This is a genomic window from Candidatus Alistipes pullistercoris, assembly GCF_027665465.1.
GTDB classification, from domain to species: domain Bacteria; phylum Bacteroidota; class Bacteroidia; order Bacteroidales; family Rikenellaceae; genus Alistipes_A; species Alistipes_A hominis.
The window spans coordinates 1-19082 of record NZ_JAQDED010000003.1 but is presented as its reverse complement, the minus strand read 5'-3'; the positions used below and the strand labels follow the sequence as shown (position 1 = coordinate 19082).

The window sequence follows — 19082 nt, the reverse complement described above, 5'->3', positions numbered from 1 at the left end:
ATTATCAGGCCGGCGATCCTGCTACCGGAGGCGTTTCGGGAATCCCCGGCACCGGACCGAATTCGTAGGTTTCGGGGCCCAGTTTCATTTCGGAAGCCATGATCTCGTCCCAGGTTACGAATTTGCCCGTATAGGCCGACTGCCGTCCCATCATCGCCATCAGCGTCGATTTGACGTGCTGCTCGGCATCGTTCACCGGCGTATCGGTACGGATAGCCGTCACCAGGCGGATCAGTTCCTGCACATACGGATCGGGAACGGCCATCGACTGGTCGGGATCCTCCGGCGCAGGCTTCGGGTACTGCCAGGCAATGGTGCCGTCGAGGTTGTAAATCGTATCGAAACAATTCGTGTACCCTTGCGTTCCGTACACCATCACGTTGTGCGTCGTATCGCAACCGTTGATCTGGCGCGACGTACAGTGCGCGCGCAAGCCGTTGTCATATACGTATTCGATGCTGAAAAAGTCGTACATATCGCCCGTGACACGGCGCTGGCGGCCACCGGTGGCTTCAGCCCGGACAGGCGTCTTATCGCCCATGAACCAGCTCATCATGTCGATCTCGTGAACGAACTGTTCGACCACCAGATCTCCGGAAGTCCAGCAGAAATTCACCCAGTTGCGCAGCATGTACTCCATGTCGTTCCATTCGGGTCTGCGGTTGATGTACCACAGCGCCCCGCCCAAACGCGTCACATGCGCCGATACGATGTCTCCGATAGCGCCTTCGGCTACGCGACGGTACGTCTCGATGCAATCCTTCTGCGAACGACGGATCGTACCGCTGATAACCGACAGTCCCTGCTGATCGGCTTTTTTAGCCGTAACCAGAACCCGCTTGGCCCCTACGGGATCCACTGCGCACGGTTTCTCGATAAAACAGTGCTTGCCCTTTTCGATGGCATATTCGAAATGCATCGGGCGGAATACCGGAGGCGTACACAGCAGCACGACATCCACGCCCGAGTCGATCACTTTTTGGTAGGCGTCGAAACCGAGGAAGCAATTTTCGTCGGTTATCTCCTGTCCCTTATCTTTCAGCGTCTTCCGGCACGCGTCCAGCTTGTCGGGAAACACGTCTCCCAGAGCCGTGATCTGCAAACCGGGACCGGCATCCAAAAAATTGCAAGCCGCTCCGGTGCCGCGGCCTCCGCAGCCGACCAGCCCCGCTTTCAGCGGACGGCCTTCCGGCGCGCTGGCCAGTATCTCGGGAACCGTTACCGTTACTTTTTTCTTCGGCGACGAGCAACCCGTCAGCAAAGCGGGCACGCCGACCGTACTCAAAACGCCCAAAGTTCCCAACGCGGAACTTTTGATAAAATCTCTACGACTTAATTTAAAATCCTCTTTCATGGGTCAGTAGGTTATATGACATTTACAAATATAACCTTTTCTTCGCGAAAATGCAAAAAAGAGCGCGAAAAAGGGGGTCGGATTCATTCTGATCCGGCCCCCCTTTCATTCCTCGATATCCGCTACGATCCGGATATGTCTTCGAGCCGCCACTTAGGATTCAAACCTTCGATCGCAACGCGAGCGGCGACTTTCGCAGTACAACGAAACTTAAGGTAAACTTTGCCCTGATTCAATAGTTATATTTTATAAAAGTTATAAAAATATCCGTTCTCCCGAAGCCCCGAGTTCCGGGCCGGAATTCGCGAATCGCCCCCGCTGCGGACACCCCGGAAGAACAGAGCACAAGTTAAATATTATTACCGGCATGTTCCACAGAGACATCCGTAAAATCATAACGGATTATGTCCTCTTTTTAACGAATCCGGACAGAATCCGCCCGAAAACGGTGTCCGGGGCCTAAAAGCGCTTGACATACCGGTGGCAATAGGGCGACGCGCCTTTGCGGTCGTAATAATTCTGATGGTAATCTTCGGCCTTCCAGAACGTGGTCGCGGGAGAGAGTTTCGTCACCACGTCGTACCCTTTCGCTCGGAGCCGCCCGATCAGTTCGAGAGCCGTCCGTTTCTGCTCGGGAGTCGTGTAAAAAATCTCCGAACGATACTGATCCCCGACGTCGGGTCCCTGGCGGTCGACCTGCGTCGGATCGTGTATTTCGAAAAACAGACGGGCCAGCGTCTCGTAAGACACGACGGCCGGATCGAACCGGATACGAACGGCCTCGGCATGGCCGGTCGTATGCGAACAGACCTCGCGGTAAGTCGGATGCCCGGTCTTTCCACCGGTATAGCCCGACTCGATCGAAAGGACGCCGGGCGTCTTGCCCATCAGGTGCTCCACGCCCCAAAAACAACCGCCGGCGAAAACGGCAGTTTCGGTTTTCCGTTCCGCTCCTTCGGTCTCTTCCGGCACGAACCGCAACGAAACCGAGTTGACGCAGTGTCGCGTATCCTTCGGGGTGAGTCCCTCGCCCTCGAAAACATGACCGAGATGGCCGCCGCATTTCGCGCAGACGATCTCCGTCCGACGCCCGTCCGCATCGGGAACCCGCTTGACGGCCCCCGCGATCTCGTCATCGAAGCTCGGCCAGCCGCATCCGGAGTCGAACTTGTCCGAAGAGCGGTACAACGGCGCGCCACACTGTTTGCAACAGTAAGTTCCTTTTCCTTTAAAACGGTAGTATTCGCCGGAGAACGGCGCTTCGGTTCCTTTGCCGACGATCACGCGCTTCTCCTCGGGAGTCAGTTCTTTTTTCATAGTCTGCCCATTCGATTGGGTACACGACAGCATCAGTACCGCCTGTACGATTAAAATCCATTTCATCATTCCCGCAAAAATATTGCCTCTTTTTTACAGGAACGTATCCGGACGCAACCGTGTTGCGCTGCCGCCCGGCAAAAACGGACCGGATTCCGCTCCGGTCGGACTTTCCGGCCGGCACGTCCTTCCCCAGACGGGACTACCCGTCCGCCGGGGGAATCCCCGGCGCAGCCGCGTTTGCGGGCACAAGCCCTGACCGCGGGAAGCGTATCCGGAAGACGACGAAGCGGAACGGACGAAACGGGAAACCGCGTCGCGGAGCCGGGCCTCGATCCACAGCAGCTCCCGGTGCGAAAGAAACCCGACGACGATCGAGCCGAGCGTCGGAAACCTCCGCCCATGCGTCCGCGACAAGGCGCTACGGCAAAACTATAAAAAAGAAAGGGAGAGAACGCCCGGACATTCCTTTCCTGTCGGCCTCGCGAGCCTTCATACGGAAAGTGTCCTTACGTCCAAGCCCCCTCTACGGTCGTATGCGACCGTCTCCGGCGACGATCTCCGCGATAAGTTACTTAAATTTTCTTCCCGATATAAAACGCATAACCGTAAAATTCCTTGTATTTGCGGTACGATTCCATTTCGCGGCGTTGACCGGCAATAAATTCTTCAGCGGTTCTACTGCCCGCATGTTTTTGCAGAAACGCGTCCTGTATCCGGACGCACGGAAAAAAGAAATGCTCCGTCCAGCAGTTTTCCGGCAGAACAAAGGTCGCGACGGGAACATAACCGGCGTCCTGCATCCGGGCGACTTTGTTCGGAATCGTATCTATTTCGGGATAATGCGCCATCCAGAAGTCGTGGATTTCGGCGGGGCGTTCGGCGGTAAACCACGAACATTCGGAAACGGCGATATATCCGCCCGTTTTCAGATAGTCGCGCCACTCTTTCAATCCCCGCTCGAAACCGATGTTGTAGATAGCGCCTTCCGACCAGATAAGATCCAGAGATTCCTTCCCGAAGGGCAGGTCGTCCATCGAGCCGACGATCCCTTTCACCCGGTCGGAGAGGCCGAGCGCACGGGCGTTCCGGTTGAATATCCGGATAAAATCGGGAAAGAGATCGAGCCCCGTGACCTGCCCCGGCGCTCTTTGCGCCAGCGTCATTGTCTGTCCGCCCGTCCCGCAACCGAGATCGGCAATGCGGGATTGCGGGGTCAGGCCGTCGATAAAGCCCAGCGCCCGGACAGTCACTTCGGGACTGCCCGGTCCCTGACGTTCTACGTTCGAAAAATATTCGCAGATTAAATTGAAATCAAATTCGTGAATCGTTTTATACTCGTTACTCATTACTTCGGTATGTTAGCGCACGCGTGAAGGCATAACCATACCGTTCACCACCGCACGCAGATTAAAAATTAAAATTACAGCAATACGAAAATTGTTCCCGGAAAGAACGATCCGAGAACGAACGAAAGGACAATCCGTATCAAAAACACAGATTGTTTACCGCACCAAATCCGATTTAAACGTCGTCGTCATGCCGCGAAGATATACAATATTTGTCATACGGCGAATCGGGAACCATATCGAAGTATATCAAAACGACAGGCACCCTTTCATTTCGGTAGACCGGCACGCTCCCTTTCGTTCCCGTACAACACTGACATTCAAAGCACAAACTAAGACACCGGAAAACGGCACTCCAATTGTCCGATAGGAACCGCGAACCAAATCGCAAACAAAAAAACAAACCAATGAATCACGAGCAAGGGAAAATAAAAATCCTGAAATTCGGAGGCTCCTCGGTAGGCTCCGTCGAAAGAATCAAACACGTCGCACGACTTATCAGCGACGAACAGCCCAAAGTGGTCGTACTTTCGGCCATGTCGGGAACGACCGACGCGCTGGCCGGGATCGCGGCGAAACTGTCCGGCGGTGATATGGACGGCGCGCTGGACGACGCCGCCCGCCTGGAAAACAAGTATTCGGCGGTCGCCGACGCGCTTTACCGCCGCGCAGGAAGCGCGGGAAAGGCGAAAAAACATATCCAGAACAGCTTTTCGCTGGTGAGAGAAATCTGCCGGAAACCCTTTTCCGCCGCCGGAGAAAAAATCATTCTGGCCCAGGGGGAACTGATCGTAACCCGGCTGATGTACCTTTATCTCGCGGAGACGGGAGTACATGCCGCCCTGCTGCCGGCAGTCGATTTCATACGGACGGACAAATGCGGGGAGCCGGACATGCGATTTATCCGGAAACATGCGCGCAAAGCCATAAACGGTTATCCCCTCAACCGGATTTTCATTACCCAGGGCTACATTTGCCGCAACGCTTCGGGCGAAATAGACAACCTGCAACGGGGCGGAAGCGATTACACCGCTTCGCTGCTCGGCGCCGCGCTGGACGCCTGCGAGATCCAGATATGGACCGACATCGACGGACTGCACAGCAACGATCCGAGGATCGTATCCGCAACCTCTCCGGTACGCAGACTCACTTTCGACGAAGCTTCCAAATTGGCCCATTTCGGCGCGAAAATCCTGCACCCGACCTGCATCCTGCCCGCCCGGCAAAAGAACATCCCGGTACGACTGTTGAATACGCTGGATCCACAGGCACCCGGCACGCTGATCTCCGAGGCGGCCGACACGGGACGAATCAAAGCGGTGGCCGCCAAGGACGATATAACCTACCTAAAAATACGCTCCACCTACAAGGTACCGGGCTACCGCTTCCTCGACAAGGTATTCCATTGTTTCGCTCGTTCGCACACCCCGATCGACCTGATGGTCACTTCCGACACGGAGATATCCCTGTCGATCGACAACCGGAAGCACCTGCCGGAAATCGCCGCCGCCCTGAGCCGTTATGCCGACGTTACGGTGGAAGACGACATGGTCGTGGTATGCGTCGTGGGCGACCTGAAATGGTACAACGTGGGATTCGAACACCGCATAGTCGATTCGCTGAAAGACATCCCCGTGCGCATGATCTCTTACGGCGACAACTGCGATATCTCGTTCGTACTGCGCCGGAATGACAAAAAGAAAGCCCTCGAAGCGCTCAACTGCTGCGTCTCGCTGTAAACGGAATACTTTTCCCCGGAAAACGGATCTGTTGCAAAACAAAGTCTCCGCGATACATTCCTGTATCGCGGAGACTTTCCAATTATCCGGGAAGAAACGGGAAATCCCCTCCCTATTTGAATTGAACATACTGTAAGCCGACGCAGTCCCTACGGCTAACGTACTGGAGACAGAGACTGCACAAGAACGACAAAAACGTTAATTTTCATATATTTACACTTGAGATATGGCTATTTTAATTGCAGAAAACACACACAGGAAAACCCTATCGGCACAAAGGCTGTCAGAGAAATACAAATATACCTATTTATCAATAGACCATTTGATTTGAAGAGAGAAAATAAGTAAAACCAATAGATATAATCACAATTGTTTCGAGAAAGTACAATTACGTTTTAATAGACAAAAACTATCAAATAGATGATATAATAAACCTCTTTTGTGCGCATTTTCATGTACATAGCGGGACAAATAAAAAAGTAGCTGCGAAGCAAATCGCAACTACTTTATTTACAGTGCTCGGAACGGGAATCGAACCCGTACGGACATTGCTGTCCACAGGATTTTAAGTCCTGCGTGTCTACCTATTCCACCATCCGAGCATCATCGCCCTATTTCTACGCATGGAGCGCAAATATAGGGATATTCGGGGATTATACAAACTTTCGCAGGTACTTTTCGATCGATTCGGCGCATCCCTCCCCGCCGTCGAACCATTCGATCCGGTCGTCACGGCCGAACCAGGTCTGCTGGCGCTTGGCATACCGGCGGCTGTTGCGCTTAATCAGCTCGATCGCCTTGTCCCGGGTAATCTTCCCGTCGAAATATTCGAAAAACTCACGGTAGCCGACCGTTTGCAGCGCATTGCAGTCCCGCAGCGGGTAGAGTGCCCTCGCCTCCCGTTCCAGACCTTCGGCCACCATCCCGTCGACCCGGTCGTCGATCCGCCGGTAAAGCGTCTCGCGCGGCATCCGGATCCCGATCTTCAGGATATCGAACGGACGCTGTTTACCCTCCCCCCGGCGCAGGGAGCTGTAAGGCCGCCCTGTTTGCAGGCACACTTCCAGCGCACGGATCACCCGGTGCGGATTCTCACGGTCGACCTGCCGGTAATACGCAGGATCGTATTTTTCGAGTTCCACCAGCAACGGAGCCAGCCCATCCCCACGGAAACGTTCGGTCAACCGCCGCCTCAACCCTTCGTCGACAGCCGGCAACGGGTCCATTCCGTCGCAAACCGCATCGATGTAGAGCCCCGATCCGCCCACCAAAAACAACAGATCGTGCTTTGCGAACAACTCCCCGAGCAGGCGGAGCGCATCCTCCTCGTAGCGTCCGGCTGAGTAATCCTCGCTCACGCTGCGCGTATCGATGAAATGGTGCGGCACGGCAGCGAGCTCTTCGGCCGTAGGCTTGGCCGTGCCTATACTCATCTCCCGGTAGATCTGACGCGAATCGGAAGAGACGATCTCGCTGCCGAACGCCTGCGCCAAACGGATCCCGACCCCAGTTTTGCCCGTTGCGGTCGCTCCCAGAACGACCGCCAACGTCTTATGTCCTGCCACGTTACTCGTCATCGCCATAGCCGTCGGTGCCTGCGAAATCGCTGAAATCGCCCATCGCGTCGTCGAAAACGGAACCGCTTCCGCTTCCCGCCCCTGCACGATACTGGTCGGGAGCATCGCCTTCGGCAAGCGTTACGGCCGGATAGCGCTTGTCCGGTTCCACCTTCATGGCCTCGGTCAGTTCCAAGAAAAACGCCCGGTCGCCGAGCACGTCGAACTGGTAAATCAACCGGTCGCGTTTTTTACGAACCACCTGCGACAGCAACGTGCGGTCCATCGCCTGCGGCAACAGTTCCCCGTCCGACTCCGTCGCGCCCATATCCATCGCCGTAAACTCCTGCAACTTGTTCCAACGGTCGTCCGCCGTGAAGAACGACGTCAGTTCTTCCGGACGGTATTGCAGATCCTTATTGATAAAATCCCGGAAAGCGGCGAGCGTCATATCGTACGGCACCTCGTATTCGCGAAGGAAATAATCGTCTTCGTCGCACAGCATCCTGAATTGAAAAATCATCGACATGGTCTGTTCGTTTTAATATCCAATAAATATAATCAAACTTATTTAAATCCGCCGCAAAAAAGCGATCACATCCGTCCCGTCGGGATAATCCGTAGGCGAAGGATGCTGCGCCCGGCCGAAACCGACCCGGCGCGGGTGGTCCACGACTTCGGAAACGACGCACTGCAGCCGGTCGTCGTGCCGCCGTATCCAGGACTCCATTCCGTCCAGATCATCGTAATACGCATACCCGATCTCGCTGAGGTTCGGACTCTGCTCGTCGCTCTCGCGGAGCAGGAAAAAACCGCCGTCCAGCAGCGGCTCTCCGTCGAGCATCCGCAGCGCCCGCGCCTGGCGGTAATTGTTCAGGTAGCCCGGATGCGACATCGGATAGCGCGACAACGCATCGCGCAGCAACGTCGGATCGTAACCGCGAGGAACAAAAATCCGGCCGACATTGCGGCACCCCAAACCGAAATATTGGAAAACGTCGTTCGAAAGTCCTTCCAACTGCGCTTCCGTTTCGGTTCCGTCCAATACGGCAATACTGTACCGGCTACCGCGCAACAGCGACGGCATTTCCCGGTAACGCTTCCCGAAATAACTCCGGGTCGAATCGCTTCCGGTCGCGATCAGGGCGTCCAGCGGCGTATCCTCTTCCAGCGGAGCGACCGGCATTGCGGGCTCGATCCGAAGCAACTGCTCCACGACATAACCCGTCAGCACGCGATCCTTCGAGGAAGGTTTTACGAAACAGCGGTGCCCGCAAATGCAAACGCACAGCAGGTCGAAAAAGCCGACCAGCGGAATGTTGCCGGCCAAAACGATCCCGACGCGCCGAACGGCGGAAGCGTCCGGACGGGGATAACGGGCGAGCCAGTCCCGCAGCACGGTCTCGTCGAGCAGATCGGTGCAAATGGCTTCGATCGCCTGCGCGACGCTCTGCCGCGTAAACCAGCCGTTTTCGGCAATCGCACGGGCGACGACCGCATCCAGTTCCCCGCCGGCAAGTTGCCGAGCCAACCTCCTGCCCAGTTCGACAAAAGGGCTTATCCGATAATTTGTTTCCATATCCGTAGGCGCAAAACTATAAAAAAGTTAAATTTGCAACGCATTCAGGCCGGTAAAACTTTCCGCATCCGCTGCTCTCCGGCCGTTAAAAAAACGAAAAACATGAAATTCCTGGCACTGATACCGGCACGGTACGCATCGACCCGATTCCCAGGCAAACCGCTGGCCGACCTCGCGGGCAAACCGATGATCCGGCACGTCTACGAAAAAGCGCACGCCTTTTTCTCCGACTGTTACGTGGCGAGCGACGACGAACGGATCGTCCGCACCGTCGAAGGATTCGGCGGACAGGCCGTTATGACCTCCGCCGAACACCGCAGCGGAACCGACCGCTGCCGCGAAGCCCTCGACCGCATCGAGGCTTCGACCGGCAAACGATTCGACGCGGTCGTCAATATCCAGGGCGACGAACCGTTCGTCGCCGAAGAACAGCTGCGGCTGATTACCGGATGTTTCGACGATCCTGCCACCGAAATCGCGACGCTGGTTAAAGCGTTCGACGCGCACGAAGACATCTTCAACCCCAACTCGCCGAAAGTGGTGCTTTCGACCGACGGCTATGCGCTCTACTTCAGCCGTTCGGCGATCCCCTACCTGCGCGGCACGGAGCGCGATCGGTGGCAACGATCCCACAAATTCCTGAAGCACATCGGCCTGTATGCCTACAAGAGCAGCGTGCTGCGGCGGATCGCCGAACTACCGCAGGGCACGCTCGAAAAACTGGAATCGCTCGAACAACTCCGCTGGCTCGAAAACGGCTTCCGCATCAAAGCGGCGGAAACGCATTCGGAAAGCCTGGCGATCGACACGCCCGACGACCTGAAAGCAGCCGTCGAATTCCTGCGGCGAAGCGAAAAATAGACCTCCGTTTTGTTATTCTCAAAAAATCCGCTACATTTGTATCATCATTAAACGATGGTCTTCGTTGTCCGTTCGGACAAACGTAAATCACTGAAATAAATAAAAACAGCATATTCTATGTATGACGCAGAAGCATTGAGCGGAAAGAGTCTTGCCGAATTGCGTGAAATAGGGAAAAAATTGGGTATCAAAGCCCAGATGCGCAAACAGGCCCTCATCGATAAAATCCTCGAACAGTCGGAACGGCCGGAAAACGGCGAAAGCCCCCTCCAGGAAACGAGTCCCGCGGAAACTCCGCAAAGCGACCATCCGGTGCCGCAAAAACGGGAAAGACGCAAAAAGATCAATGCCGTCAAAGTAACCGGAGTCGGCTCCGATACAAAGCCGGAAACCGAACTCCCGATTCCGTCCGAACCGTTCTTCGCGGAAAATGCCGCAGGAAAAGAGAAAAAACAGGAAGACGCGGCACGCGCCGAAACGGCAGACCCGCAGCCTGCGGCGACCGAAACGGGACAATCCCGGAACGCGAAAAAAACGGCCCATCCGGAAGCCCCCCGCGAAAACCAGAAAGCGCGGAATTACACGGCCAGTCCGGAAAAAAACAAAATGGAACGCGACCGGAAAAGAAACCGGATCGTTTATACGAAACCGGAAACGCCGACGGCGGATCAGAACGACGCTGTAAAACAACCCGTCCATGACAACGAATCCCCCGTACGCCAGGAGATCGTTCCGACCGAGACCGTTCCGGAAACCCTGCCGGGAACGGATCATGCGGAACGCCACGCGGAACCGCAGCACGAATCCCCGAAAACGGGTTCCAAGAAGGATGCGAAAGACGAGTTTCTGGGCAGCGTACAGGGAGAAGGCGTACTGGAGATCATGCCCGACGGATACGGCTTCCTACGTTCGCCGGACTACAACTATCTGAACTCCCCGGACGACATCTACGTATCGCCGTCGCAGATCAAGCTATTCGGATTGAAAGCCGGCGACACGGTACAAGGCGTCATCCGGCCGCCGAAAGAGGGCGAAAAATATTTCCCGCTGGTCAAGGTGAACCGGATCAACGGACTCGGTCCCGACGAAACCCGCGACCGCGTACAATTCGAATACATGACCCCGCTGTTCCCGTCCGAAAAGTTCAACCTGACCGGAAACGGGCACAATAACCTGTCCTCCCGGGTGATCGATCTGTTCTCTCCGATCGGAAAAGGCCAGCGGGGACTGATCGTGGCACAGCCGAAAACCGGTAAAACGATGCTGTTGCAATCGATCGCCAACGCGATCGCCGACAACCATCCGGAAGTCTACCTGATCGTCCTGCTGATCGACGAACGTCCCGAAGAAGTGACCGAAATGGCCCGCAATGTCAAAGCCGAAGTCGTCGCCTCGACCTTCGACGAACAGGCCTCGCGCCACGTAAAAGTCGCCGAAATGGTGCTTGAGAAAGCTAAACGGATGGTCGAATGCGGACACGACGTCGTGATCCTGCTCGACTCGATTACGCGGCTTGCGCGAGCTTACAACACCGTACAGCCGGCATCCGGCAAAGTCCTGTCGGGCGGGGTGGACGCCAACGCGCTGCACAAGCCCAAACGGTTTTTCGGCGCGGCCCGCAACACCGAGGAGCGCGGTTCGCTGACCATCATCGCAACGGCGCTGATCGATACCGGATCGAAAATGGACGAGGTGATCTTCGAGGAGTTCAAGGGCACCGGCAACATGGAACTGCAACTCGACCGCAAACTCTCCAACAAGCGGGTTTACCCGGCCGTCGACATCATCGCTTCCGGCACGCGCCGCGAAGACCTGCTGCTCAGCAAAGAGGTTCTGCAGAAAATCTGGGTGTTGCGCCGCTACCTGGCCGACATGAACTCGAGCGAAGCGATGGAGATCATCAAAAAACACATGGAATCCACGCGTTCGAACGAAGAACTGCTCGTTACGATGAATCAATAAGCGGATTCCCTGACAAATACGACGCCCGGCCTTTCACTGTAACGAAAGGCCGGGCATCTTTTATCATCGCACCTCCGTTCGCACGGGCGCTCCGGGCATTTTTCAAAAACTACCGGAACTGTCCGGCATACAGCAAAGCGTTTCCCAGATTTTCGTACGCAGCATGGAAGCGTTCAGCTTGTTGTTCACCCGGGTCGGGTGCACGGCATTGGTCAGGAAAACCATGTAAACGCCCGTCCGGCTGTCCATCCAGAAAATCGTCCCGGTGAACCCGGTATGGCCGAAACGGGTCTCGCCGCCCAATTCGCCCGTTTTCGGGTCCCGCTTATCGAACCCGAGGCCGCGCCAAACGCCCTGTTCCGTATAGGGCGACTCCGTAAAAAGCTCGACGGTCTTGCGGGTCAGCACCTGCCGTCCGGCATAAGTTCCGCCCCCGAGGATCATCTCGCAGAAACGAGCCATGTCGCACGCCGTCGTAAACAGTCCGGCGTTGCCGCCCACGCCGCCCATCAGAGCTCCCAGTTCATCGTGCACATACCCCTGCACCGTTCCGCGTCCGAGGATATAGTCGGTCTCGGTAGGCAGGCAGTTCCTCTTATCGCGGTATTGCAACGGATTGTAATAAGTGTCCGTGCAGTCCAATTCGGCGAACAGTTCCCGCGTCAGTTCGTCGAGGGGCCGACCGGAAACGCGTTCGACGATCATCTTCAACAGCAAAAAATTCGTATCGCTGTACAGGTAACTGCCGCGACGGGCCGGCTTATAATCCCGCACGATCTGTCCGAGGATCAGCGTATCGACCGCCGGATTGACATACAGGTCGTCGGCCGCCTGCCGCCAGCCGGGCCGCGAAGCCGAACAAAGGTAAGCCGTATCGTAAGCGATCTCCCCGGCCACGTAATAGTTTTTGCCGACCTGATGCGGATAGGCGGCCGTCCGTTTACCGCTGAACATGCTTCCGCCGGCGGCATTGCGCACCAACGGCGTATAAAAAACCTGCGCGCGCAGTCCCGAAGTGTGCGTCAGCAACTCCCGCAGCGAAATCCCTCCGACCGGCGTAGCCGCCAGTTCGGGCAGGTAACGCCCGACGGCTTCCATAACTTTCAATTTACCCTGATCGTACAACCGCATCACGGCGAAAGTCGTCGAAAGCACCTTGGTACATGAAGCTACGTCGAAAAGATCTCCGTCCGCTACGGGTCGTTTTCCGGAATAGTCGTGACAGCCGTAATGGCGGGCATAGCAGATCCCGTCCCGGTCGCCCACGACGAGCGAAGCCCCGGGAAAGGCCCGGCATTTCAGCCCATCGTCGATCATCGAATCCAGTTTCACACGCACGCACTCCGGAATATCCCGGGCAGACGACGACAGAGCCGACGCCCATACGATAAAACATAAAACAATCTTTCGAACCATCGAATCTTTTTTAAATTACAACCGGGGAACTACCCGCAAATCCTGCCATCCGAGAATCGTTTCGCCATTGCCTCCCCGGATCGAGATGCGGACGGCCCGAACCGGCGCCGAAGGGCGCAGCACGACGCTTCCGTCCGGCTTCAACGGAATTTCTTCCCCGAACGTCTTGCCGTCGGCCGAACAAGCGGCCGTACCGTCGGTCACGATGTAACGGGTAACGTCCGGAAGTCCCGTCCGGACATCGATCGCCTCGCAATCGACCGGCTCGTCGAACGCGAACAGGATATAATCGCCCGCCTTGCAGGGGGAAACCGTACGTACGTAAGATGAAAATTGGTAATCGGCGCTGTTGCGGATCGGAAATTTCCCGGAACAGGTCAGCGAACTGGTTACGGAAACCGCCGGCTCGATATAGGGCGAAGGCCTGAGGTTCAGCGTCAATTCTTCCCGTTTCGAACTGTTGTTTTTCAGCGTGACCAGCAGGTCGGCCGTGCGGTTCGCCGAATCGGCGTACAATCTCAGATCGCGCAGCGGATTGATTTTTTGCCCGTTTCGAATAATCGTATAAGCCGTATCCGGGCCGCTCACTTCGAGCCGCACGATCATCGCATTGTCCCGCCGCTGCGTGAACGACAACAGCCAGAGCCCGTCGCGGGTCACGTAATCTTTCAACGGCACCCTGAAAACCCGTTGTTCGGCTGGAGCCAGCTCCGCCCGGAAAAGCTCGGCGACAGGGAAAACGGCCGTACTGTACCCGCCGCAGCCGAACGCCCGAAACCGGTAGCGCTCCGGACGATCCGTGCGCAGCGGCTCGGTATAGAGCGCGGACGACTCGTCCGGCTCGCTCAGGTCGGTCGTATAACGAATCTCGACGCCGGCGATTTCCGGCGTAACGGTAACGACGCCCGAGCGGTACTCCGTCTGCGGCGGAAACATGCGGAACCGGATGCCCATCGCACCCAACCGTTCGAGGTGCCCGGAGGTCAACCGCCGGTAAAAATCGTTCCAGTCGCGCTGTCCGGGCTGCGTCCACCCCACTTCGGCCAACGCGCAAAGCCTCGGATAGCCTTGATACTCGGCGAAACGTTCCGGCTCGTTCAGCAATTCGGCCCACTGCGCCGCCTCAACGCCCCGCACCCGTTCCAACCGTTCGGCCGAAAGAAAATCCGCCGGCTCGAAATCGTACACCCGCCGCACGTCGACCCGACCGGCCCAGGTATGGCCGCGGTCCCACGGATGCTGCTTCATGTCAATGTAGCAATAGGAAGCGGGCATCATCACGACAGGCTGTCCGGCCGCGGCGGCCTGCCGACATACGTCGACGTTCTCCCAACCGTAAATCAGCGTCGCCGGACGCAAATTGCGGGCCTGAACGGCCTCGTTCCAGGCCGCGCATGTCTTGCCGACGCTATGGACGAGGTCTTCGAGGCGGTGTACGAAATATCCCCGCAGCTCGGCGGGCGTTTTCATCTTTTTCTCCGTCATCAGCGCCCGGCAGCGGGGACAATTCCGCCAATAGCGGACGCTGACCTCGTCGCCGCCGATATGGATGTATTTCGACGGAAAAAGTCCGGCAAGCTCCTGCAGAATGTCGCGCAGCATTTCGAAATTCTCTTCGCGACCGGCGCAAAGCGTTTCCCGCATCTCCTCCGGCTTGTAGGTAACCGAACCGGACGTCCGGCAGAACGTTTCCGGATAAACCGACGTAAGCGTCTGGCTGTGTCCGGGCAGGTCGATCTCCGGGATGATCTCCACGTTGCGGAACGCGGCGTAATCCACGATCTCGCGGACATCCTGCTGCGTATAGAATCCGCCGTAACGCTCGTTCCCCGAGCCGTAGGAAGGCGGTAGCACTTCGCCGGGCCCCCGCCAAGCTCCCCGGGACGTAAGTTCCGGATACTTTTTAATTTCGACCCGCCAGCCGTTGTCGTCGGTCAAATGCCAATGCAGCGTATTGAGCTTATGACGCGCTATCCAGTCGATATACCGCATCACGGCCGCCTTGTCCGAAAAGTTACGAGACACGTCGAGCATAACGCCCCGGTAAGCGAAACGGGGCGCATCCTCGATATGAAAACAGGGGATCGCGAACGTTTCGGCATGTTGCGCGGCGTCCGGCCGGTAAACCGATACCGGCATCAGTTGAAACAGGGTTTGCAGCGCATAGAACGCTCCGCCCCGGTCGTTCGCCCGGATCGTGATCCTGCTCGGGGAGATATCCAACAGGTAGCCCTCCTCGGACAATCCGCCCTCGTGCTTTTCGATGGATATCTGCTGGATGCTGCGGCGATGTCCGCCGGCGGCAAGGCGGTAGCCGCACACCCGCTCGATGTGGTCGTTCAGGTAATCGAACAAATCCGGAAAAGCGGGACTGTAAATTTCAGTCTGCTTGGCGACCAGGAACTCCCCCTCCCGCTTGTCCGCCCGTTCGGGTCGCGGAATCAGGTTCTGGCCGTGACAAAACAGACCCAGCAAAACGAATAACAGGCTCAGGCTACTCTTCATACAGCAAATACGGTTTACGGCTCTGTTTGAAACGTTCCACATCCTCCCTCCAGCGGGCCTCGATCTGCCCGGCGTCGGCTCCTTCGACGATCATACGGCGAACGTAATCGACCCCGATAAGCTTTTCGAACATCGGCGTAAAGAACTTTTCGCCCAGGTTCAGTTGCCGGTAACAATCGATCACGTAGGCCAGGTTGACCCCTTCGCGCCACACCTGTTCGTCGGACGGGACGCTCCGCAGATCGACGCCGTAGCACAGCCGGTCTTTCAGCGGCGGATTTTTCGCTCCGGCGTTGCTGTGCGGCGTAAAGCGGAACGAAGTCCTTTTCAGATCCGGATGCCCGTAAGCCTGAAACGGGAAATCGGTGCCCCGTCCGAGACTGACCGGCGTTCCTTCGAAAAAGCACAGCGAACTGTACAGGTAAACGGCGCGCATGTTCGGCAGATTCGGAGACGGTTTTTCGGGCAGTACATACCGCGTTCGGTGCGTATAATTCAGGCACGGAATCACTGTCAGGGAGCAGACGGCAGCGTCGTCGAGCCACCCTTCGCCGTTGATCATCCCGGCCAGCTCGCCGAGAGTCATCCCGTGCACGACCGGAATCGGATGCATACCGACGAACGACCGGTATTTCGGATCGAGCACCGGGCCGTCGACGTAAAAGCCGTTCGGATTCGGACGATCCAGCACGATCATCCGCACGTCGTTGTCGGCACAGGCCTGCATCATGTAATGCATCGACGACAGGTACGTATAATAGCGCAGGCCGACGTCCTGGATGTCGAACAGCACGACGTCGAGCTGTTTCATATACTCGGCGGGCGGGCATTTATTGGCCCCGTAAACCGAAACGATCGGGATCCCCGTCCGGGCGTCCCGGCCGTCGGAAACGTGTTCGCCTGCGTCGGCATCGCCGCGAAACCCGTGTTCCGGCGCGAAAACCATTTTCAGATCCACTCCCAGCGCATACAGCGAATCCACGATATGCGTCCGACCGATACGGCCGGTATGGTTAGTCAGTATCCCCACCCGCTTGCCTTCGATCAGCGGCAGGTACCGGTCGGTACGCTCGGCCCCGACGACCACGCGGTCGCTCCCCGCAACCCGGCAGGCCAGCAACGCAAAAACAACGATCAGTAGTCTCAATTTATTCAACAATAACGGATTTAGCAAAATTCGGGGCCGATCCACCACACCCTGATATCATTCGCATCGGCATGGCGAGCAAACCGGCTCAGACTCTTTATCGAAATCGGACAAGCCCCCCTTCTCGCCGATAGTACCGATAAATTCCGCACCTCCTCTTTCATTTTATCGGATATCCCCGATTTACAAAGTTAACGATTTTCCCTCGGATTAATGTATATTTGCACCACGAAGTTACGAAAAGAGTGTAATTTATTGGAAATGAGCATTGGGTAATCGCTCATAATAGTAATAGGTTACGAATTAGTTAGTTATCTACTGCATTATTCTTCTGTGCGTTGCGTAACCTTCAAAGAACTCTTCGTATGCAAAAGTAACAATAAAACGGGAGATTTAGAAATGAATCTCCTGATTTTTTCTTCTCACACAAGTTTTTCCGTAAAAGCGATTTTATCCGTCAGCACACCATCGCCCAAAAAGATTTTGAACGAACGTGTGCCGACTGCCGCATAAGCGGAGAAAAGGGCTTTGCCTCACGCCTAAACAATAGTTTAGACTGATGAGACAAGGCCCCTTTCTTTTGTGCTTATGCCAAAGAGGTGCTTTTACGGGGTTTTGACGATTTTTCTTTTTTCGTTGTCCTTTTGAGCCGGAAGCGGAAAGCCGTGTATGACCGCACATTCCATAAATGGAACAAGCCGTCACTCACGGCAGACAAACCGGGAAGAATGATTTTATCCATCCGACCAAACACGTTTGGCCAAACAGATAAAAACATACTTCCTTGCCGATGGTTTGCTCGGTTTCACGCTACCGGCTATGTTCTTTTCTGTTGGGGATGTCTTTTTCACGGATTTCTCTTTTGAAGTTTTCCTGTCTAATCTGCCTCCACTTCCGTTTACCTCCATTTTCGCGCCTTTCAGTGAGCCGCATCAGGCAGTCATTTTCGTGCTGGGTGCAAAGGTAACTCCGGGATTGTACGGGAAAGCAAGGTCAAGCCTCCTGTTTTCTGGAAAAATCTCCAGCCTTTCGGGTAGTATTTTTCCGAAAAACCTTGCATTCCCTAATCCCTACCTTTTTAAGCACCCGAAACGAAAACGACCGATGCGACAGAAAGACGCATTAAAAAAAATGTCGGATAAACGAGAAGCAGATAAGATAGTTTGAAACTCAACTCCCTCAGCTCTTGAATCCGCATTAAAAAACAAAAAATCAAAAACAAAACGGATATGAGAACGGCAATAGCAACAAAATTCGTGGCATGGGAAGTACCAAGTTTGGAGAACCTGCAAGGCAGCAAGGTGTACGGACTTCGCACCAAACTGAACAATGGTGAGAAATTGAGCCGAGAGGAAAAGGATTGGCTTACACGCAACGTGAACAGCAACACCTATTTCAAGAGCGCAGTACCCTTGCAAGGTTGGATGTTTGACTTTTCCGACATTCTCCGAACCTACATTGTAAAGCAGTATGGACATTGGGCGGAATACAAGGCTACCGACAAGACCGCACTCCGCAGTTTCCTATACGGCAGGATAGACAGCATCGTGGAACTTAACAAATGATACGGCTATGACAGCAACGGTAAATTTCAGACAAATGGCGCAATACATAGGGCTTGCGATATGCACCCTAATCATGCGCACCGCCTTTTGGGTGTCCGGCATCCTTTGGTACATCGTCAGAGAGATAATAAACGGAGTGTTCCGAGTGGCAATAGGGGTAATCGTGGCTATTCTTTCCGTTATCCTGTTCTTCGGCTTCATTCTTTGGTTATTCACCCTTTAATCCCTACCGACATGGCAAAGAGAAGAAGCAAGACAGTGGAGCAACAATGCAGATACTACGAGGTGGGCAACATCTTCGAGTACATGGTGGAAACATACCTCAACGGCAATATGTCCGTGTTCCGTGGACTCTACCACGAACTGAACAAGGACGCACGGAAGGACTTTATAGACTTCCTATTGAGCGAGGTTGAGCCGATTTATTGGAGGGAGATTTTGAAACATACTATTTGACAACTCATAAAAACGACAGCGATATGAAAGGAACAGACCATTTCAAGAGAACGATACAGATGTATTTGGAACAACGTGCGGAGGAAGACACGCTCTTTGCGAAGAACTACCGCAATCCAGCCAAGAACATTGACGATTGCGTAACCTACATTCTGAACTATGTGCAGAAAAGCGGTTGTAACGGCTTCACGGACGGAGAGATATACGGACAAGCAGTACACTATTATCCCAATTAGTGACTTATCACAAGTTGATATTTTTGTTGAAGTATAAAAT

General features: G+C 55.3%; 17 protein-coding genes, 1 tRNA gene and 1 pseudogene. 8 read left to right on the top strand and 11 right to left on the bottom strand.

The features are described 5' to 3' along the window. Nucleotides 1–4: 4 nt before the first annotated feature. The 4 genes from PGR91_RS05675 to PGR91_RS05660 form a co-directional block, all read right to left on the bottom strand. The gene (locus PGR91_RS05675; protein ID WP_101570842.1) at nt 5–1354 is read right to left on the bottom strand and encodes a Gfo/Idh/MocA family protein; all 1350 of its coding nucleotides are present in this window, start codon (nt 1352–1354) and stop codon (nt 5–7) included. A 459-nt stretch (nt 1355–1813) separates the two neighbouring features. Further along, nucleotides 1814–2737 (bottom strand): bifunctional methionine sulfoxide reductase B/A protein, encoded by a 924-nt coding sequence (locus PGR91_RS05670; RefSeq protein WP_081032569.1) that lies wholly within the window; start codon nt 2735–2737, stop codon nt 1814–1816. Between the two features lie 27 nt (nt 2738–2764). Then, nucleotides 2765–3088: a hypothetical protein gene (locus tag PGR91_RS05665; RefSeq protein WP_101570844.1), complete on the bottom strand. Its 324-nt coding sequence runs from the start codon at nt 3086–3088 to the stop codon at nt 2765–2767. A gap of 158 nt (nt 3089–3246) precedes the next feature. Further along, entirely contained in the window at nt 3247–4020 is a 774-nt protein-coding gene (locus PGR91_RS05660; protein WP_101570846.1) for a class I SAM-dependent methyltransferase, read from the bottom strand. Nucleotides 4021–4427: 407 nt separating this feature from the next. Here PGR91_RS05660 and PGR91_RS05655 point away from each other — a divergent pair, with 407 nt between their 5' ends. Continuing rightward, entirely contained in the window at nt 4428–5759 is a 1332-nt protein-coding gene (locus tag PGR91_RS05655; RefSeq protein WP_222613612.1) for an aspartate kinase, read from the top strand. Between the two features lie 516 nt (nt 5760–6275). On the opposite strand, the gene PGR91_RS05645 is transcribed toward PGR91_RS05655, so the two are convergent. The 4 genes from PGR91_RS05645 to PGR91_RS05630 all read right to left on the bottom strand — a co-directional run bounded on the left by PGR91_RS05645 (nt 6276) and on the right by PGR91_RS05630 (nt 8894). Continuing rightward, nucleotides 6276–6361 (bottom strand) — tRNA-Leu (locus PGR91_RS05645). Nucleotides 6362–6412: 51 nt separating this feature from the next. Beyond that, entirely contained in the window at nt 6413–7342 is a 930-nt protein-coding gene (miaA, locus tag PGR91_RS05640) for a tRNA (adenosine(37)-N6)-dimethylallyltransferase MiaA (RefSeq protein WP_055203861.1), read from the bottom strand. Beyond that, the gene (locus PGR91_RS05635) at nt 7326–7844 is read right to left on the bottom strand and encodes an IS1096 element passenger TnpR family protein (RefSeq protein WP_055203859.1); all 519 of its coding nucleotides are present in this window, start codon (nt 7842–7844) and stop codon (nt 7326–7328) included. Before PGR91_RS05635 ends, miaA begins: the two co-directional genes overlap by 17 nt. Before the next feature lie 42 nt (nt 7845–7886). Next, complete coding sequence (locus PGR91_RS05630; protein ID WP_118656494.1) at nt 7887–8894, bottom strand: acyl-CoA reductase; 1008 nt, start codon at nt 8892–8894, stop codon at nt 7887–7889. A gap of 102 nt (nt 8895–8996) precedes the next feature. Between PGR91_RS05630 and kdsB the strand changes: the two genes are divergently transcribed. Together kdsB and rho are read left to right on the top strand one after the other, a co-directional pair. Beyond that, a complete protein-coding gene (gene kdsB, locus PGR91_RS05625; RefSeq protein WP_101571600.1) occupies nt 8997–9755 on the top strand; it encodes a 3-deoxy-manno-octulosonate cytidylyltransferase in 759 nt (252 codons plus the stop codon). A gap of 117 nt (nt 9756–9872) precedes the next feature. Next, entirely contained in the window at nt 9873–11717 is a 1845-nt protein-coding gene (gene rho, locus PGR91_RS05620) for a transcription termination factor Rho (protein ID WP_118656492.1), read from the top strand. 102 nt (nt 11718–11819) lie between these two features. Here the strand turns inward: rho and PGR91_RS05615 are convergent, their stop codons facing one another. The 3 genes from PGR91_RS05615 to PGR91_RS05605 are packed head-to-tail and all read right to left on the bottom strand — an operon-like array spanning nt 11820 to nt 16794. Beyond that, nucleotides 11820–13133, bottom strand: coding sequence for a serine hydrolase domain-containing protein (locus PGR91_RS05615; protein ID WP_118656490.1), 1314 nt, complete (start codon nt 13131–13133; stop codon nt 11820–11822). A gap of 15 nt (nt 13134–13148) precedes the next feature. Beyond that, on the bottom strand, nt 13149–15638 hold the full coding sequence (locus PGR91_RS05610; protein ID WP_101570857.1) for a beta-N-acetylhexosaminidase: 2490 nt from the start codon (nt 15636–15638) through the stop codon (nt 13149–13151). Beyond that, nucleotides 15628–16794: an exo-beta-N-acetylmuramidase NamZ domain-containing protein gene (locus PGR91_RS05605; RefSeq protein ID WP_101571603.1), complete on the bottom strand. Its 1167-nt coding sequence runs from the start codon at nt 16792–16794 to the stop codon at nt 15628–15630. Before PGR91_RS05605 ends, PGR91_RS05610 begins: the two co-directional genes overlap by 11 nt. 747 nt (nt 16795–17541) lie before the next feature. Here PGR91_RS05605 and PGR91_RS05600 point away from each other — a divergent pair. From PGR91_RS05600 to PGR91_RS05580, 5 genes and pseudogenes are all read left to right on the top strand, one after another. Further along, complete coding sequence (locus tag PGR91_RS05600) at nt 17542–17952, top strand: hypothetical protein (RefSeq protein ID WP_032588465.1); 411 nt, start codon at nt 17542–17544, stop codon at nt 17950–17952. A gap of 62 nt (nt 17953–18014) precedes the next feature. Beyond that, nucleotides 18015–18350 carry a hypothetical protein gene (locus PGR91_RS05595; RefSeq protein ID WP_004310306.1) on the top strand — a complete coding sequence of 112 codons (336 nt, stop codon included), beginning with the start codon at nt 18015–18017 and terminating at the stop codon, nt 18348–18350. A 7-nt stretch (nt 18351–18357) separates the two neighbouring features. Continuing rightward, on the top strand, nt 18358–18573 hold the full coding sequence (locus PGR91_RS05590) for a hypothetical protein (RefSeq protein ID WP_005643957.1): 216 nt from the start codon (nt 18358–18360) through the stop codon (nt 18571–18573). A gap of 11 nt (nt 18574–18584) precedes the next feature. Beyond that, on the top strand, nt 18585–18806 hold the full coding sequence (locus PGR91_RS05585; protein WP_008019901.1) for a hypothetical protein: 222 nt from the start codon (nt 18585–18587) through the stop codon (nt 18804–18806). A gap of 23 nt (nt 18807–18829) precedes the next feature. Next, nucleotides 18830–19033 (top strand): annotated as a pseudogene (locus PGR91_RS05580) (PcfK-like family protein); the annotation flags it as partial. Nucleotides 19034–19082 lie beyond the last annotated feature (49 nt).